This window comes from Sphingomonas immobilis (assembly GCF_030580995.1).
Taxonomy (GTDB): domain Bacteria; phylum Pseudomonadota; class Alphaproteobacteria; order Sphingomonadales; family Sphingomonadaceae; genus Sphingomonas; species Sphingomonas immobilis.
Genome location: NZ_JAUQSZ010000007.1, coordinates 1 through 16800 on the forward strand (window position 1 = coordinate 1; position 16800 = coordinate 16800).

Below are 16800 nucleotides of genomic sequence, written 5' to 3' on the forward strand. Positions count from 1 at the left end.
GACATGCCGGCCGCCACCGTCGCGATCAGGCCGAGATCGGGCAGCAGATCGAATCGCGCCGCATCGAACCGCTCCATGCCGCCATCAAAGCCAGCCGCAACCTAGCAATCCCCGATTCCGGGCGCGACGGGCGCAATATGTTCTTCGAGGCGGGCAATCGCGGCAAGCGTTCGTTGGCGCTCGATCTGACGCAGGCGGAGGGCCGCGCGATCCTGCGCCGGCTCGTCGAGACGGCGGACGTGTTCATCACCAATCTGCGCGCCGATGCGCGCGCCAAGCTCGGCATCGAACCGGCCGATATCGCCGCGATCAACCCGCGCATCGTCTATGCACGCGGCACCGGCTACGGCCTGCGTGGGGCGATGGCGAACGACGGCGGCTTCGATTTCCCCTCGTCCTGGTGCCGGTCCGGCTCGGGCTACATGCAGACGCGCCCCGGCCTGGAGCCGCCGCAGCAGCCGGGATCGGTCGGCGATCTCGGCGGCGGGGCGACGCTGGCGGGGGCGGTCGCGGCGGCGCTGTTCCGGCGCGAGCGGACGGGGCAGGGCGCGGTGGTCGACAATGCGCTGTATCTGTTCGGCATCTATCTGATGTCGCAGTCGATGGCGGCGGCGGGCATGGGGCTGGAGCGCGGGCCGAACGGCGGCCGCGACGAGGCGTTCAGCGCCATGGTGAACCTGTACCGCACCAAGGACGACCGCTGGATCTCGCTGTGCCTGCTGATGGATCGCTGGTGGCCCGATCTGCTCCAGCATCTCGGCCGCACCGATCTGCTCGACGATCCGCGCTACAAGGATGCCGCCGCCCGGTTCGAGAACCGCCGCGCGCTGATCCGCGAGTTCGACGAGGTGTTTCTCGCGCACGATTTCGCCTGGTGGAAGGACAAGCTCGCGACGCTCGAAGGCGTTTGGGCACCGCTGCAGAGCCCGGCCGAGGTGATCGCCGATCCGCAGGCGCTGGAAAACGGCTTCATCACGCGCATCGAGGACGGCGACGGGCAGGGCTATCTCGGCGGGGCATCGCCCGCGCAGTTCGACGAGCGCCCGATCGGCGCGCTGCGCACCGCCCCGCGCTACGGCGAGCATACCGGCTCGATCCTCGCCGAGCTGGGCATCGCGGGGGAGGAAGCGGCGGCACTGCACGGCGCCGGCATCGTCCGGCTGACCGATGCGGCGTGATCGCTTATCCCGGCATCGACGAGTAGCGTTCCGCGATCTCGCCTGATCCCGCGATCGCCGCCAGCGTTTCCGGCGACGGGTTACAGGTCAGGATCGCCTCGGCGGTGTCGAACAGCCCCTCGATCGAGGCGGGATCGGCCCAGAAGGTCTGCCAGAATTGCGCCTGGCCGGTGAAATGCTCGCGCGTGCCCATGAAGGTCCAGATGTAGGGCACGAGGAAATACAGTCGCTGGCTCAGCAGCCGCGCGTCGAGGTGTGGCAGCAATGTGCGAAAATAGTCGACGCAGCGCCGGAAAGATGTGTCCCAGCGGCCCGGTATCTGGCTGTGCATCGCGTCGCGGCGATAGGTCTGCAGCATGGTGAACAGCCGCATCTCCTCGCCGTCGTCGGAGATCGGGGTGAAATGCGCCTTAAGCAACGCGCGCACCGTGATCGGCTTGCCCGATGCCTCCAGCGCGTCGAGTTGGCGCGCGGCCTGCTCGTCGCGCAGCCGCGCCACATCGTCGAGAATCTCGAAAATGAGATCCTCCTTCGACCCGAAATAATAGTTCACCGAGCCGCCGTTGCGCTGACCGGCATGCTGGGCGATGTCGCGAATCGTTACCGCGTCAATGCCGTACCGCGCGAACAGCGCGCGCGCCGTGGCCTTGATGCGACTGCGCGCCAGATCGCCTTTGCCCGCCGCCTTTGGCGTCCGCCCGATCATCATTTCGCTTTCACTCACGACACAGTGATAGCGTGAGTGTCCCGGTTGACAACACTAAGCGTGCACACGGGCGGTTTCGGCCATAATTTAATTCGTTGTATAATGCGTCCGGGTGAGGCAGGATACTGGGTAGGAGAGACTAACGCGGAAAGGCCGCAACCCGTGCCCATAACGACCGAGACCCTTCTTGCGAAAGAAGAAATCCGCGAGCTTCGCCACAGTTTCGCCTGGTATCTGGAGACGTCGGCGCCCGACGCGCTGGCCGATCTGTTCTGCGCCGACGGCGTGATCGATACCGGCCCGTGGGGCAGGATGGAGGGGCAGGAGGCGATTCGCAAAGGCTATGGCCGCGCGTATCGCGACATGCCGCAATTCACCGCGCTCCACGCCGTCACCAACCCGCGCCTAATCGTCGACGGCGACGAAGCGGAGGGCACCTGGTATCTGCTCGATTTCTCGCTGCGCGAGGCGAACGTCAATCCACTGCTGATCGTGGCGCTCTACGAGGAGCGCTACCGCCGCGTCGACGGCGTGTGGAAATACGCTTTCTTAAAGCTCAACTATCTGTGGTCGGCCGAAAAGGGCCGCATCACGCCCGACAACCCGATGGCCGTCCCCGTCGCCAGCCGCGCCGCGTACCGCGAGGCGAAGGCGACGACTGCGGCCGAATGACCGGATCGATCGAGGAACCCGCATGACGCCTGACACGCTTTCCGATACCGCCCCGCAGGTCGCGACGATGGGCTATCGCGCGATTGACGCCGACGGTCATTATTACGAGCCGCACGACGCCTTTACCCGCCACCTGGAAAGCCGCTTCAGCAACCGCGCGTTGCGCGTCGAGGTGAGCTCGAAGGACGGGCTCGGCCGCCTGTTCTACGGCGACAAGAAACTCGGCATGATGAAGGTCACGCAGACTGATTACACCGGCGCGCCGGGCAGCCGCGCCGATTTCTTCCAGGGGTTGATCGACGACGAGGAGGGCTGGCACCAGTCCGAGGTGATCAGCGCGCACGATCATCCTGCGATGATGAACCGCGATGCGCGGATCGCGCTGATGGACAGGCAGGGGATCGAGGCGACGCTCCTGTTCCCCACCGTCGGCGTCGCGGTCGAGCATGAGATGCACGATGATGTCGACGCGCTCTACGCGGGCCTGCGCGCCTTCAACCGTTGGCTGGAAGATGATTGGGGCTACGGTGCAGACGGCCGCATCTTTGGCGCGCCGATGATGTCGCTGGTCGACCCCGAACAGGGCTGCGCCGAGCTGGAGCGCGTGCTGAGGGCGGGCGCGCGCATCCTCCACATGAAGCGCGGGCCGGTCTACGGCGCCTCGATCGCCCATCCCTCGCGCGACCGGTTTTGGGCGATGGTGCAGGAGGCGGACATCCCGCTCGCCTTCCACATCGGCGACGCCGGCTATCACGAGTTGTGGGGCACGCAGTGGGGCGAGGAGCCGCGCCCGCCGGTGCAATATACCTCGCCGTTCCAGGTCTATCTCGCCTCCACCGCGATGGAGGACACGATCGCCAACCTCATCCTCAACAACCTGTTCGATCGCTTCCCGAAGCTGCGCATCCTGAGCGTCGAGAACGGATCGGAATGGGCCAAGGGCCTGACCAAGCGCATGAACAAGGCGGCGTTCCAGACGCGCGGGCAGGCCGGGCTGGGCGGGCCGGTGACGTGCCGCCCGGCCGACGTGCTCAGGCAGAATTTCTACATCTGCCCGTTCTTCGAGGAGGACCCGGTCGAGCTCGCCGAGCTGATCGGCGCGGACAAGGTGCTGTTTGGATCGGACTGGCCGCATCCAGAGGGGCTGGCCGAGCCGCTCGACTTCGCCGACAAACTGATCGCGCACGGCGACGGCGCGATGACGCGGCGGATCATGCGATCGAACATGGCGAAAATGATCGGCCTGGCGGCTTGATGCGTCCGCGATGACCGGCGCCGATACCGCGATCGCCGATGCGCTCGCCGACTGGATCGAGGAAGCGGTCGCGCTAGACGATCTGATCGCCCCGCTCGATCCGGCGGCGATCGACCGCGTCACGCCGCATGCCGGATGGACGATCGGCGACGTGCTGCGCCACCTCATCGCGCTTGACGAGGATGCCGTGCTCGCGCTCGCCGGATCGCCCGATTTCGCGGGCGCGCGCGCGGCGATGCAGGCCGGCACCGCGGAACCGGTCGCCGGCGAGACGCCCGCACTGGCGAGCTTCCTGCGCCTGCGCCGCTACGAATTGGGACGGATCGCCGAGCGCGGCCAGGACGCGCTGCTGGCGCGCTGGCGCGCCGGGCGGGTGGCACTGGCGGCGGCGGCGCAGGCGCGCGGAGAGGACGGGCCGATCGAATGGTTCGGGCCGCCGATGCAGGCGAGCCGGCTGATCGCCGCGCGGCAGATGGAAACCTGGTGCTACGGCCAGGACGTCCATGACGCGCTCGACGTGCGGCGCATTAACCGCGATCGGTTGCGCCGGATCGCCGATTTCGGCGTGCGCACGCGCAGCTTCGCCTTCAAGATCAACGCGCTAGAGGTGCCGCCCGCGCCCTTCATCCGCCTGTTCGCCCCCTCTGCCCGCGTATGGGAATGGGGCGCGGCGGATGCTGCCGACCGGGTGGAGGGCACCGCAGAGGATTTCGCGCTGGTCGTGACGCAGCGGCGCAACGTCGCCGATACGCGCCTGACCGTGACGGGCGAGGGGGCGGCGCGGTGGATGCGGATCGCGCAGACGATCGCCGGCGCGCCGCATGCGCCACCGGCGCCGGGGCTGCGCGCGACCGATCCGTCGGCCGAACCCGCGCTGCCGCACGCGCCGACCGTGCCGGCGGCAATCGCTTGGCTTGCCGCGCGCTACGGCGGCAGGCCGCAGATCATCGATGCCGAGGGGGAGGCGTGCTTCGCCGAGCTCGAGGCGCAATCGCGTGCGCTTGCACGCGGGCTGCTCGCGCGCGGCGTCGCCAAGGGCGCGCGCGTCGGCATCCTGATGCCCAACGGCCGCGATTTCGCGGTGGCGTTGCTGGCGGCGCAGCGGATCGGGCTGGTCGCGGTGCTGCTCAGCACCTTCGCGCGCGGCGAGGAGCTCGCGCATCTCGTCCGCCATGCCGATCTCCACATGCTGCTGATGCGCGACCGCGATTTCGCGCACGATCTGACGGCGGTGGTGGGCGATGCGCTGCCCGAACTCGCCGATTGGGCTGCCGCCGCGCCGCTGACGATCGCGGCGGCGCCGTTCCTGCGCGCGGTGCATGTCGCGGGCAATACAGTTCCCGGCTGGGCGCGGCCGCTCGACGATCTGGTCGCGGCCGGTCTCGCGCTGCCCGATCGCATCCTCGCCGCCGCCGAGGCGGAGGTGGCGGCAGCCGATCCGGCCGTCCTCATTTACACCTCCGGCAGCGCGGCGCTGCCCAAGGCGGTCCTTCATAGCCAGGGCGCTCTGGTGCGCCAGAGCTTCCGCATGAGCGCCTACACCGGCTTCCAGCCGGGCGACCGGCTGCTGACGACCATGCCCTTGTTCTGGGTCGGTGGGCTCGTCACCGCGCTGATGACGTCGAACTACAACGGTGCGGCGTTGGTCTGCCCGGCGGCGCCCGATGCCGCGACGCTGCTCGCGACGGCGCTGGCCGCCGATGTCAGTCACGTCGCGCTCTGGCCGCAGCAGCTTGCCGCGCTGCTCGCGCAGGATACGAGCGGGACGCTGCTCGCACGGCTGCGGCCGATGTCGGCGCAGCATCTTGGTCTGTTTGGCTTCGCCGACGCCGCGCACACGCCCAACGCGCTCGGCATGACCGAAACGCTCGGGCCACACAGCATGGAATATCTCGGCTATCCGCTCCCGCCGGGCAGCGAGGGGTCGTTCGGGCGGCGCGTTGGTACGATCGAGCGTGCCGTGATCGATCGCGCCACTGGCCAGCCGCTGCCGGCGGGCGAGACCGGCGAGATCGCGGTGCGCGGCGGCCATCTCATGCTTGGGATGCACCGGCGCGAGCGCGACGAGGTGTTCACCGCAGACGGCTGGTACAAGACGGGCGATCTCGGCGCGATCGACGCGGCCGGCTTTCTCCATTTCGCGGGCCGCGACGACGATATGGTCAAGAGCAGCGGCGCCAACATCTCGCTGCGCGAAGTCGAACTGGCGCTCGCCGGGCTGCCCGGCGTGCAGGAGGCGGTGACCTTCGGCCTGCCCGACCGGCGCGGGGGCGAAATCCTCGTCGCTGCCGTCGTGCCTCGGCCCGGCGCGACGCTCGATCAGGCGGCGCTGACAACGATGCTGCGCGCGCAGCTCTCGTCGTACAAGGTGCCCAAGCGCTTCCATTTTCTGGCTGCGACCGACATTCCCCGCACCGCCAGCCACAAAGCGCACCGGGGGCGGTTACGGGCGATGTTCGCCTGAGTGGCCGCGTCCGGATCAGTCGCGGGTGGCTTAAAAGACTTTCGCAAGAATAAATATCTGTATAAAACTGAAAGTGAATACGAGGTTGTCTGTTGCGGCGGCGCGATCGAAATACGATCGGTTGCCCAGTACCACGGCACCGTGACCCGCTTCGCATTCGGCGACAAAATGTCGCAACGAACGACCGCCAAAGAAGCGGCCGACCTATCAGTGAGAGGAAAACGATTATGAATCAACCGCTTCGATGGACTATTCGGCTTCTTGCCACCGTCAGCACCCTCGCCGTTGCCAGCGGTGCCTGGGCGCAGGATCAAGCGGCCACGCAGCCCCAGGCGCCACCGACCGCGCTGCAGTCCGCCTCGGCTGCCATCACGCCCGACGCGCCGGGCCTCAACGACATCATCGTCATGGCGCAGCGCCGCGAGCAGCGGTTGTCGGATGTTCCGCTCACCATCTCGGCGGTTTCCAGCGATACTCTCGAAAAGGCGGGCGTCACGACGCTGCGCGACGTGCAAAACCTGGTTTCAGGCTTCACCTTCTCGGGTCAAGGCACGGTCGCCCAGCCGTCAATCCGCGGCGTATCGACGTTGCTGTCGACCTCGGGATCGGAGAACCCAAACGCACTTTACATCGACGGCATCTATCAGGCGACGCAGGCGGCGCTCGGCAACGAACTGCCCGATATCGATCATATCGAAGTGCTGAAAGGCCCGCAGGGCACGTTGTTCGGGCGTAACGCCACCGGCGGCGCGATCCAGATCTTCACGCGCGCGCCGAGCTTCGATCCTCATGCCGATTTCACCGTCGAGGGCGGATATTACACCGGCGACGGCGGCAGCGACTCTGCACCGCGCGTCAACGTGCGGGCGTTCGTTTCCGGACCGTTGATCGGCGATACGGTCGCGGCGAGCCTGTCGGCAGGATACCTCTATACGCCCGGCTATCTCCACAATGATGCGACAGGGCAGAACGACGGGCTCACGCGTAAGATAAACTTCCGCGGCAAGCTGCTGATCAAGCCGAGCGACACTGTCGAAATCACTTTGGGCGGCTATTATGTCGATAACAACCAATTGATCGAGCAAACCGTTGTCAACGGGCTGTCCGCCGCCGCCGCCTATCCCGGCGCGATCGTGCCGAGCCAGCCCTGGCACACCGCCTATGAAACCGACCCGCGCGGCAGCAACACGGCGCTGCTGACGCAATACGGGTTCAGCGCGACGGTGAAAATCGACATGGATGTCGGCACGCTGACCTCGCTTACCGGCTATAACAACACAAATGCGCTCAATCCCGGTACGTCGATCCACAATGCCGTCGGCACGCTGCCGTGCTCACTCAACTTCGCGTGCCTGGATTATTATTTCTCAGTCAAGAACCGCGAGATTTCGCAGGAGTTCAACTTCGCCTCGCGCAATTTCGGCATCCTGAGTTTCGTCGCAGGCCTCTATTATTACAATGCGGAAGGCGCGACCGAAGGCCAGATCCAGAACAACCTCGCGGCGATCGCCCCGGCGAGCTTCCCGATCCCGGTACAGCGCTTCAAGTTCAAGACCACCTCCTACGCCGCGTACGGCGAAGCTACGTTGCGGCTGACCGATGCGTTGACGATCATCGGCGGCCTGCGCTTCAATCACGAACCGCATGAGGACCAGTCTATCATTCCCCCGTCACCGGTGCTGTCGAAGACCTTCGACAGCCTGACGCCGCGCGCCTCGATCCGGTACGAGATAACCCCGGCGCTGAGTGTGTACGGGACATTTTCGATCGGCTTCAAGAGCGGTCTGACCGGCGCATCGAACAATGCCAGCGTGCCGCAGTTTGCTCCGGCTGCGCCGGAGAAAATCTATTCGTACGAAGCAGGCGTGAAATATGCGACCTCGGGTATCACTTTCAACGGTTCGTTCTTCTACTACGATTATCAAAACAAGCAGGAGCAGACCTTCACCGGGCTCGCCACGATCGTTACCAATACCGGGCCGGTGCGGATCTACGGCTTCGATTTCGACGCCAGCGCCAAGCTCGCCAAACCGCTAACGCTGCGGGCGACGGCATCGTGGATCCCGGTCGCGAAATATCTCGATTTCAAGAACGCATCGGGATCATCGACGACGCGCATCCCCTTCGATCCGACGCAGCCGCCCTTCAATTGCGCGCCCGGCGGCGGCTGCGGTGGCTTTCTGCCGGTCGTATTCGACGCGAGCGGGCGGCGGCTGAGCCGCACGCCCGAGTTCACCGCGAGCGCGACATTGACCTATGACGACGGAAGGTTCGATGCGAGTGGGACGCTGAGCTATTCAAGTTCGGTGTTCCACGACATCACCGGCATCATCAACCAGCCGGCCTATGTTACCGCCAACGCAACGATCGGCTACAGCTTCGACAAGGCGCGGATCGGCGTTTACGCCCGCAACGTCACCAACAAAGCGTATTACGTCAACGGCCTTGCCAGTTCGGCGGGGTTCCTGGCGGGCTATGCGCCGCCACGGGAGGTGGGTCTGAGTCTGAACTTCAAGTACTGATCGGAAATGCGCGCGGCGGCAATCCCGACGCGCCATTCCCGCGAAAAATGACGCCGTTCCAATTTTGCGCTTTCGTCCGGCCACCCTTCACAGGAGATGATCTATGTAAAGGCGGTCGGGCAGAGTCGCGGCACGCTCGGAGAGATGGCGTGACGATTCTGAAGAACAGCAAGGCGCTTTACATCAGCGACGGATGAGCACCGACCAGCTCGAGGCAGTGCCCATCCCGGAGACCGAAGGCGTGCTCGGCGAGCCGGTACCGAGCGTTGCCAGTCTACGCCGAAGTTTCTTTTTCTACGCTAAGGCACGGTAATCGATAAAGATTATAGGCATCAAGTCATGCCGCGGCTACGACGTGATTGTCGGGATTTGGCCTCCACATGCTCACGTGGGCTTACGCGTAGGCGGGCCAAAACAGGCGGAAATGACGATGACCAAGCTGACGCGCATGCCGATGCTGATCACGGATCCCAATCAGCCCGACAATCCCATCGTATTCGCGAATGCTGCCTTTTCTCGGCTGACGGGATTCGATCACCTGGAGATCGTCGGTCGTAATTGCCGGTTTCTGCAAGGGCCGGCAACAGACCAGAGCGAGGTACGGCGGCTGCGCGAGGCGATCGCGACCCGCGAGCCGATCGAGCTCGAACTACTCAATTATCGCAAGGACGGTAGCACATTTTGGAACCGACTGCTGGTTTCGCCGGTCTTCGACGACGACGGCAGGACAACCTTCTTCTTCGCATCGCAGTTCGACGTCACCTTGGAGCGCGAACGGCTCGTCGACCTTCAGCGCGACCGGGATGATCTCGAAGCCGAGGTCGGGCACCGCACTTCGGATCTTATGCAAGCTGAAAGCCGGCTTCGGATCGCACTCAACGCCGCGGAACTTGGGTCATGGACGCTCGACCTGACCACCGAGCGGATGACGGTAACCGACGGCTGCAAGGCAAATTTCGGACGACCACTCTCCGAGCCCTTCCGATATGACGACATCAAGGCGGCAGTACACTCCGACGATCGCGCACGTCGCGACGAGGCTCTTCGCCGCGCTCTGGAAGAAACCGACGACTACCGTGTCGAATATCGTATCCACACGCCTGAGGGCGAAGAGCGATGGTTGGCCGTGCGAGGTCAAGTCTTTCGCCGGGCCGATGGGAGGCCATTGCTGATCGCCGGTGTCTCGCAGAACATCACCGAACGCAAACGCGCCGAGGAACACCGCACACTGCTCGCGAATGAGCTCAGCCACCGCGTCAAGAACATGCTGGCCACGCTCCAAGCGCTCGTTTCCCAGGCTCTCCGCACGGCATCTTCGCTAGAGGAGGCGGGCGCATCGTTGACATCCCGCATCCAAGCCATGGCATCCGCCAACGATCTTCTCGTCAACGAGCGCTGGGAAACCGCTGCGATCGAGGATGTGATCGAACGAGCGCTCGCGCCATTTCGCGGCGAGGGCGACGACCGCATCAGGATTGACGGGCCCGCGCTCCGGCTTGCGCCGCGCGTCGCCGTCGGACTTGCGCTCGCCCTTCACGAACTGGCGACGAACGCCGCGAAATACGGTGCACTTTCGACCGGTAACGGCCGCGTCGAGGTCCGCTGGGACGTGGCGGCGAGCGAACGACCGCACCGGCTTCACTTTACCTGGCAGGAACTGGGGGGCCCTGTAGTCGTGACGCCAACCCGCGTCGGCTTCGGGTCGAAACTCATTACCCGGGTCCTGGCGAGCGAGTTGGGCGGAACAACCAACCTGGACTATCATCCGGACGGGGTTGTTTTCACGGCAACGGCCCCGCTGCCTGATCCTGATGAGGACAGTCGACCCTGACACGCTGGCCGCGCCCGTCGCGCGCGCGTTAAACTGCTAGCGCTCGTGCCGAAGACCGAGAACCGCCGCGCTCGCCGCGCAGGTGCTGCTGGGACTATCCAAGAGTTGCCTGTTTGCGTGCCCGTACCTTCAACGGGACTTAACTCCGGCTGTTCCTGTGTTTCTCGGCGCCTGATCCTGATCAGCACCTTTTTTGCCGGCTGCTAGCTTCGGGACCGCCCAATCCTAGTCGTTTTCAGGCTTCTCCTCCAAAGAGCACGCCAAAGAACATGCGCAGGGGTCTGCTTCACCAATGGGGCCGAAATTTAGGCTGCAAGGCGACTATTCCTTAGCCCAAACCGGAGAGCCGCGTCCGCCCCGGCAAAGCCGGAACGGACGTACAGCATCAGGCGTCTTCGGCCTGCATATTAACCGAGCTCTCGGCGAGCTTCGTCATATATTCGTCGCCACCGTAGATTTCCTTGGTGGCGTCGCGAAGCTTCTTGGTGTCATCCTTCAGACCGAGCGCCTTGGCATAAGCCGCCGCTGTACCAAACCCGGCGATGCCGTAATGCGTCATGCGCTGATATTGCGCGATGATCAGGACATCGAGCGCCGGACCCTTCTCCGGGCCTTCCTCGAGAACATGCTTGGTGGCCTCGGCGACGAGGCCTTCCATCCCCTTGCAATGCTCCTTCGAAACCTTTTCGTCCTGCCCGGCGATCAATTCCTTCACGATCGCCGTATGCTGCGTAATCCCCTCGTGCGATTTGGTCAGCATGTCCTTGAGCGCAGCATCGCTCGCCTTCGCGGTGATCTTCTTGAGCACCTTGAGCATCTGGTCATTCGCAGACCAAAGATCCTTTAGTTCGTCGACGTAAATGTCGTTCAGGTCTTCGGGTGTCGACATGGAAAAGCTCCTCAATCGCCGGAGCCAAGCGCTCAGGTTGGCGTGGGAGCGCTCCGGGACCGGCGGTTGTTCCGCGAAAGTGGAAACAACCCACTGTAGCTTAATCAAGATCAGCTAGTTTCTCGGTTCCGCAGCCAAATGCTTCGGTTTCAAATATTGATGAGACCTCGGCTGATCTGGGTCAGTGTATTTATTTTGGTCCCTTTTTTTCTTTGATCGCGTTGTGTCGGAGTGTCGCGCTCTCGCGGCCGGGGGCGGCGCACGTGGCAGGCAGACAAAAAAGGTATAATCTAGCGACCCAAGAGGGCGAAACGTCTACGGACGCGCCGCCCTTGCCGCTGACCGATACCAAAGCCTCGGTTGGATCCTGGTTCGCGATGCGCCTCGGCCCGCGCGACATCTCAGCCGATCTCGTTGCGCAATCGCTAAAGCGGTGATTGCTGTACAGAGAGAAGGCCCCTGGGCAGCGGCCGTATGCGTTCCGGTTCGCAATGAGGCGGTGTTGCTGCCACGCCTGCTTGACGCAATAGCGCGGCAGCGCGGCGTCAGCAATTTCGTACTGTGCCTGTTTTTCGACGCTTGCAGCGACGACAGCGTGCCGATCGTAGCGGCACGGGCCGGAGCGCTACCATACCCGATCGTCACCGCCGAGGCCGGGCAAAACGGCCCCGCGAATGCCGGACTGGCGCGACTGCGGGCGATGGCGCTGGGGCTGTCTGTATTGCGTGAGGACGGGATTATCCTGTCTACCGACGGGGATTCGGAGCCCGGACCGGACTGGCTCACGGCGAACATCGCTGCGCTCGCACATGCCGACGTCGTGGCCGGGCGCGTGGTGCGAACGGCCGTACCGACCTGCGCGGTGCAGGATCGGCTCGAAGTGTATTATGACGACCTGTTCGCGTTGCGCCGCCTGATCGACCCGGTGCCCTGGGAAGCGGCGCGGACTCATCACTACACCAGCGGCGCAAGCCTGGGTTTCCGCGTGGACGCGTATCGCTTGCTCGGCGGGTTCGAGCCTGTTCCTTTCGCCGAGGATGCGCGACTGATCGATGCTGCGCATCGAACGGGTTTGCGCGTGCGCCGGGATGCGACGATCCGGGTCGAAACCTCGAGCCGTCGCAACGGACGTGCGATCGGCGGGCTTGCCGACCATCTTCGAAATCTCGACAAAGAGGGCCCGCAGGCGACGATGTCCCATCCTGCCGACGAAGCGTGGCGTTATGAACGGCATGCGGCGGCTCGCGTTGCTTGGCATGATCTTTCAGGACGGCGGCGTTCGCTGGCAGCAATGCTTGGATGCATTGTCGGGCACGTCGATCGCATCGCTGCCGATACACAATCTGCGGAAGCGTTCGTGAACTGCATTGTGCCCGAGATACCGGGCGGTGCGCGTCAAGTGGAACTCGACGAGGCAGAGCAGATCCTCGCCAATTTTTTCGGAAGCCGCCAAGGGATCGCGGCATGAGCGATGTTGATCCACTTGGTCGGCTGCTCGAGGATTGGGCGGCAGGATCGGGTGAAATTGGGAGTATGCTGGCGCGGCTCCATGCCCTGATGCCGAGGCATAGCGATCCCGCGACGGCAGAGGCACTGCTCGACCTGCTCCGCACGCTCTACCGCATCGCCCGTCGCGATCTGCCGCTCGCACGTTTGTTCGAGGGCCATGTCGATGCGTTGCAGATCATCGCGCGCTATGCCGAAGACGCGGTCGCGCAAGCTGTAGAGGCTATCGCTGCTGCGGGCGGCGTGTTCGGGGTGTGGAACGCCGCGATCGTCGGCGAACCGCTCCGCGTGGTCGATGGCCGTCTGCATGGTGGCAAGAGTTTCGCGTCAGGCGCGGGAATTCTCGGACACGCGCTCGCAGGGGCGGACACGTCGGAGGGCAGCCGTCTTGTCCTGATCGATCTTGAGGCTTCGGCGCCAACGGTCGATGGAAAATGGTGGCGGGTGGTCGGCATGCAGCGTTCGCAGACGCACGCCGTTCGCTGGAGCGGGGCCGAGCCCAAAAGCTTCCGATTTGTCGGCGCGCCGGGCGATTATGCCCGCGAGCCCTTCTTCAGCGGCGGAGCGCTGCGCTTCGTTGCGTGCCACGCAGGCGGAGTTGCGGCGCTTTTGGATCATGTCCGCAATCACCTCGTCGCGGCGGGCCGCGCCGCCGATCCGCATCAGGCTGGCAGGCTCGCAGAACTTTTCGTTGCAGCGGGGTCGGCCGCAGCGGCAGTGCGGGAAGCGAGCCGGTGGTGGTCGACACCGGATTTCGTCGAACATGTCACGGCAGCGCGGGTGACCGTGGCGGCGTGCGCCGAAAACGCGCTCACGATTGCACAGCAGGCGATCGGCGTCGCGGGCATGTTTGTCGACCATCCGCTTTCTGCCACCCTCACCGATTTGATGGTTTACCTCCGTCAGCCAGCTCCCGATGCGCAGCGCATGCGTCTAGGAAGCGCCGTCGCTAGCGGCCAGCTGGCGCTTGACTTGTGAAACCGGTGTCACTCGTCGGCATCAGGAGCGCGCTGATCGTCGCACCGCATCCCGATGACGAAACGATCGGTGCGCACGGCCTGATAAGGGCGCTGAAACGGCAGGGGGCACGCATCCACCTTGTTGTCGCCACCGACGGCGCCGGCTCGCATCCGGGAAGCTCGCGCTGGCCGCGACGCCGCCTTGTCGCTGAAAGAAAGCGAGAAACGCTGTCGGCAATGCGAACCGTCGGAGTAAAGGCCGAGGACGTGAGGTTTCTAGGCTTTCCCGACGGTCGGCTTAGCGAGTTATCAGTCAAGCTACGAAGGACGTTGCGCCGGGAGATAGCCACGATTCGTAAGTGCAATCTCATCGTGATCCCGGCGCGCGACGATGATCATCCTGACCACCGCGCCGTCGCCGCAGCCATCCCGTCATCAGGAACGCGCACGCTGCACTATCTGGTATGGCCTCATCGGAAAATTCGGTCCGGACGCGCAAGTCATGGCCTGCGCCTGGGCCTTGGTACCGCACTGAAACGCGGTGCGATCCGCCGGTACCGCACGCAAATGGGCGGCATAACCGACGACCCGAACGGATTTGCCATCTCCCGAAAGGAGCTCACCGCCTTTGCTCGTCCGGTCGAGCACTTTCGAGAGGCGCAAAGGTGAAGCCCATTGACCTTGGCGGCTTCGATCGCAAATTCGCCAGCGACGACGATCCCTGGTGCACCTTCAGCGACCGCGCTGAAGCGCGCAAACGCCGAGCCATCCTGCACGGCGTGGGGGAAGGGCCGATCGGGCGCGTCCTGGAACTAGCCGCCGGCAACGGTTCGAACAGCGTCGCGCTGGCGAAAGTGGCGCGGCGCCTCGACGCAACCGAAGGCACACAGAACGGCACCGACCTCGTAAAGCGCGCGGTCGGCGACATGCCGCGTGTGCAGGTGCGACGGCTTGTGCTGCCGGGACGCTTCCCACGCCAGACGTACGATACCATCGTCGTCGCCGAAGTACTCTATTATCTCACGAAGACCGATATGACGCGTGTCGCACGCGACGTTACGCGCGCGCTGCGGCCCGGGGGCCGGCTGATCCTGGCGCATCACCGCGTCGATTTTCCAGATTTCTTGCAGCACGCTGACGGCCTTCACCACGTTTTTCTCACCGCGACTGGCAGTGCTTGGCGAGAAGTCGTCCGTGTTCGAACCGGGCGATGGAGCGTCCAAAGCTTCAAGAACTCAATCCCCCGCGCCCTGCCTTAAAGGACACCTGCGCCTCTCCCACCCGCATGCGCTGCTCGGGCGATGGCGACGTACCCGGACGTCACAGGCCAGCGCGGCGCGACATGCCGTCGCGGGCCTGCTGGGGTCGGTCTGGTCGCGTTGGCTCATCATCGCTTTCCATCCTCTCAACACGGGGTCATACGCTCTTTGCGCAATCCGCCAGGTCTATCGCCCAGTCTCGGTGTCCAGAACACTGGCGCGGGCAATCGCGACGAGCAAGGTTTGTTTCGGAAAGGGCACGCTACGATTCTCCGTAGGATCGCGCGCCGGCCGGCTTGGCGGTTGCACGGACGGCGTCGCGAGCACGCGCCGGATATCACCGCTGCGTCATACTCGGGTGTCTGGTGGATTTTTTCGTTTTCCCGCTTTGACGCAATGAAGGTCGCTTCGCGATTTAGGGGGTTCTGGCCTCTCTGAGAGAAACGATTCCTGTGGGGTTCGAACGGCATGCGAAGGTTCGATTTTGGTGTCGTCGTCGTGCTCGCCGCCCGCATCGACGGACGATGCGGCACCCAGGTGCGATTTGATTAAACGGATTCCCGTCTTAACCAGCGGAGGACGCTGCACCCTGCATGTCGGCCGGATTGACGCCTGCCAGCCGGCAGATCGCTTCGAGCGGCGACAGGCCCTGGCGGACCAATGCGTCGAACGCGGCAACCTCACCGGGAGCCGAGGTGTTGATCCAGTATGAGAAGGGATCGACTACCAGCCGCGCGACACCGAGACCCAGCGGCGAGTCTATGAATACCTCGGAATAGTTGGGTTTCGAGTTGCGAACCGACTTCAGAAGATCGAGCACAAATCCCGAATAATCCAGAATTTTGTTGTCCACGGCCTTGTCGTAGGTCGAGCCCTGCAGCAGGAACCGGGTCGCGGCATTTTCGAGGATGACCTGACCCGTTCCGCCGAACAACATCAGGTCGTTCATCGACTGCAGCACGATCCCGAACGAACCCTGATATTTGCGGGCGCGCCGATAGCCCTGGCCGAACGCCTCGGCGAGCCGCGAGAGGTCCTGGCCTTCCTGGCGCATCATGAACTGGGCGGCTTCGTCACACAGCACGAAGCGCGGTCTGTCGCGCGCCGACAGATACAGTTCCTGGGTGACCGCGTTGACCACCACCATAACGATTACGTTGAAGAGATCGGGCATCGCCTTGAGGCGCTCCAGCTCGAGCACGACGAATTCGTCCGAGCGGATGTCGAGCGTCGAGGGGCCGTTGAAATAATGGCCATAGGCGCCGTCCGACCCGAAATCGCGCAGGTTGAACGCGAGCTCGCGCGCGACCGGCATCAGATGCTCGACCCGGTCGAGGTCAGTTCTGGTCTGGGCGGGGTAGGTGCCCAGCCATTCGCGCACGGCATCGATGCCGCGATCGGCGTGACCCGTGTCGATCGCCCATTGCACGGCCGATTTGAGCAGATTCCATTCCGAGGTGGTGACACCCTTGCGGGTCGCCGCGTTCGCCATCTCGGCAACGATCGCGACCGCCATCGTGATCGCCGACTGCTTGTCGTCACCGTCGAGCGCCAGGCCG

12 protein-coding genes and 1 pseudogene are annotated in these 16800 nt (G+C 64.3%); 10 read left to right on the forward strand and 3 right to left on the reverse strand.

Going from position 1 to position 16800, the window contains the following annotated elements; genetic code table 11:
- The coding region (locus Q5H94_RS11060) for a CaiB/BaiF CoA transferase family protein (RefSeq protein ID WP_304561332.1) at positions 1-1178 on the forward strand (1178 nt) is incomplete at its 5' end.
- Between the two features lie 4 nt (positions 1179-1182).
- Here Q5H94_RS11060 and Q5H94_RS11065 read toward each other — a convergent pair.
- Positions 1183-1887, reverse strand: a complete 705-nt coding sequence (locus Q5H94_RS11065) for a TetR/AcrR family transcriptional regulator (RefSeq protein WP_304561333.1) — start codon at positions 1885-1887, stop codon at positions 1183-1185.
- A gap of 159 nt (positions 1888-2046) precedes the next feature.
- On the opposite strand from Q5H94_RS11065, the gene Q5H94_RS11070 reads away from it, so the two are divergent.
- The 5 genes from Q5H94_RS11070 to Q5H94_RS11090 all read left to right on the forward strand — a co-directional run bounded on the left by Q5H94_RS11070 (position 2047) and on the right by Q5H94_RS11090 (position 10628).
- On the forward strand, positions 2047-2556 hold the full coding sequence (locus tag Q5H94_RS11070; protein WP_304561334.1) for a nuclear transport factor 2 family protein: 510 nt from the start codon (positions 2047-2049) through the stop codon (positions 2554-2556).
- 22 nt (positions 2557-2578) lie between these two features.
- The gene (locus tag Q5H94_RS11075) at positions 2579-3811 is read left to right on the forward strand and encodes an amidohydrolase family protein (protein ID WP_304561335.1); all 1233 of its coding nucleotides are present in this window, start codon (positions 2579-2581) and stop codon (positions 3809-3811) included.
- A 10-nt stretch (positions 3812-3821) separates the two neighbouring features.
- Entirely contained in the window at positions 3822-6275 is a 2454-nt protein-coding gene (locus tag Q5H94_RS11080; RefSeq protein WP_304561336.1) for an AMP-binding protein, read from the forward strand.
- 227 nt (positions 6276-6502) lie between these two features.
- A complete protein-coding gene (locus Q5H94_RS11085) occupies positions 6503-8797 on the forward strand; it encodes a TonB-dependent receptor (RefSeq protein ID WP_304561337.1) in 2295 nt (764 codons plus the stop codon).
- Between the two features lie 430 nt (positions 8798-9227).
- Positions 9228-10628 (forward strand): PAS domain-containing protein, encoded by a 1401-nt coding sequence (locus Q5H94_RS11090; RefSeq protein WP_304561338.1) that lies wholly within the window; start codon positions 9228-9230, stop codon positions 10626-10628.
- 385 nt (positions 10629-11013) lie between these two features.
- Here Q5H94_RS11090 and Q5H94_RS11095 read toward each other — a convergent pair whose 3' ends face one another.
- A complete protein-coding gene (locus Q5H94_RS11095; RefSeq protein ID WP_304561339.1) occupies positions 11014-11517 on the reverse strand; it encodes a ferritin-like domain-containing protein in 504 nt (167 codons plus the stop codon).
- Positions 11518-11950: 433 nt separating this feature from the next.
- Here Q5H94_RS11095 and Q5H94_RS11100 point away from each other — a divergent pair, with 433 nt between their 5' ends.
- From Q5H94_RS11100 to Q5H94_RS11115, 4 genes are read left to right on the forward strand one after another with little or no spacing between them, the layout of a single operon-like run.
- A complete protein-coding gene (locus Q5H94_RS11100; RefSeq protein WP_304561340.1) occupies positions 11951-12985 on the forward strand; it encodes a glycosyltransferase family 2 protein in 1035 nt (344 codons plus the stop codon).
- Positions 12982-14001, forward strand: a complete 1020-nt coding sequence (locus Q5H94_RS11105) for an acyl-CoA dehydrogenase (protein WP_304561341.1) — start codon at positions 12982-12984, stop codon at positions 13999-14001. The genes Q5H94_RS11100 and Q5H94_RS11105 overlap by 4 nt, the downstream gene beginning before the upstream one ends.
- The gene (locus Q5H94_RS11110; protein ID WP_304561342.1) at positions 13998-14651 is read left to right on the forward strand and encodes a PIG-L deacetylase family protein; all 654 of its coding nucleotides are present in this window, start codon (positions 13998-14000) and stop codon (positions 14649-14651) included. The genes Q5H94_RS11105 and Q5H94_RS11110 overlap by 4 nt, the downstream gene beginning before the upstream one ends.
- Positions 14648-15241 (forward strand): class I SAM-dependent methyltransferase, encoded by a 594-nt coding sequence (locus Q5H94_RS11115; protein ID WP_304561343.1) that lies wholly within the window; start codon positions 14648-14650, stop codon positions 15239-15241. The genes Q5H94_RS11110 and Q5H94_RS11115 overlap by 4 nt, the downstream gene beginning before the upstream one ends.
- Positions 15242-15806: 565 nt before the next feature.
- Here the strand turns inward: Q5H94_RS11115 and Q5H94_RS11120 are convergent.
- Positions 15807-16799: pseudogene (locus Q5H94_RS11120) on the reverse strand (TraG/VirB4 family ATPase); the annotation flags it as partial.
- Between the last annotated feature and the right edge of the window lies 1 nt (position 16800).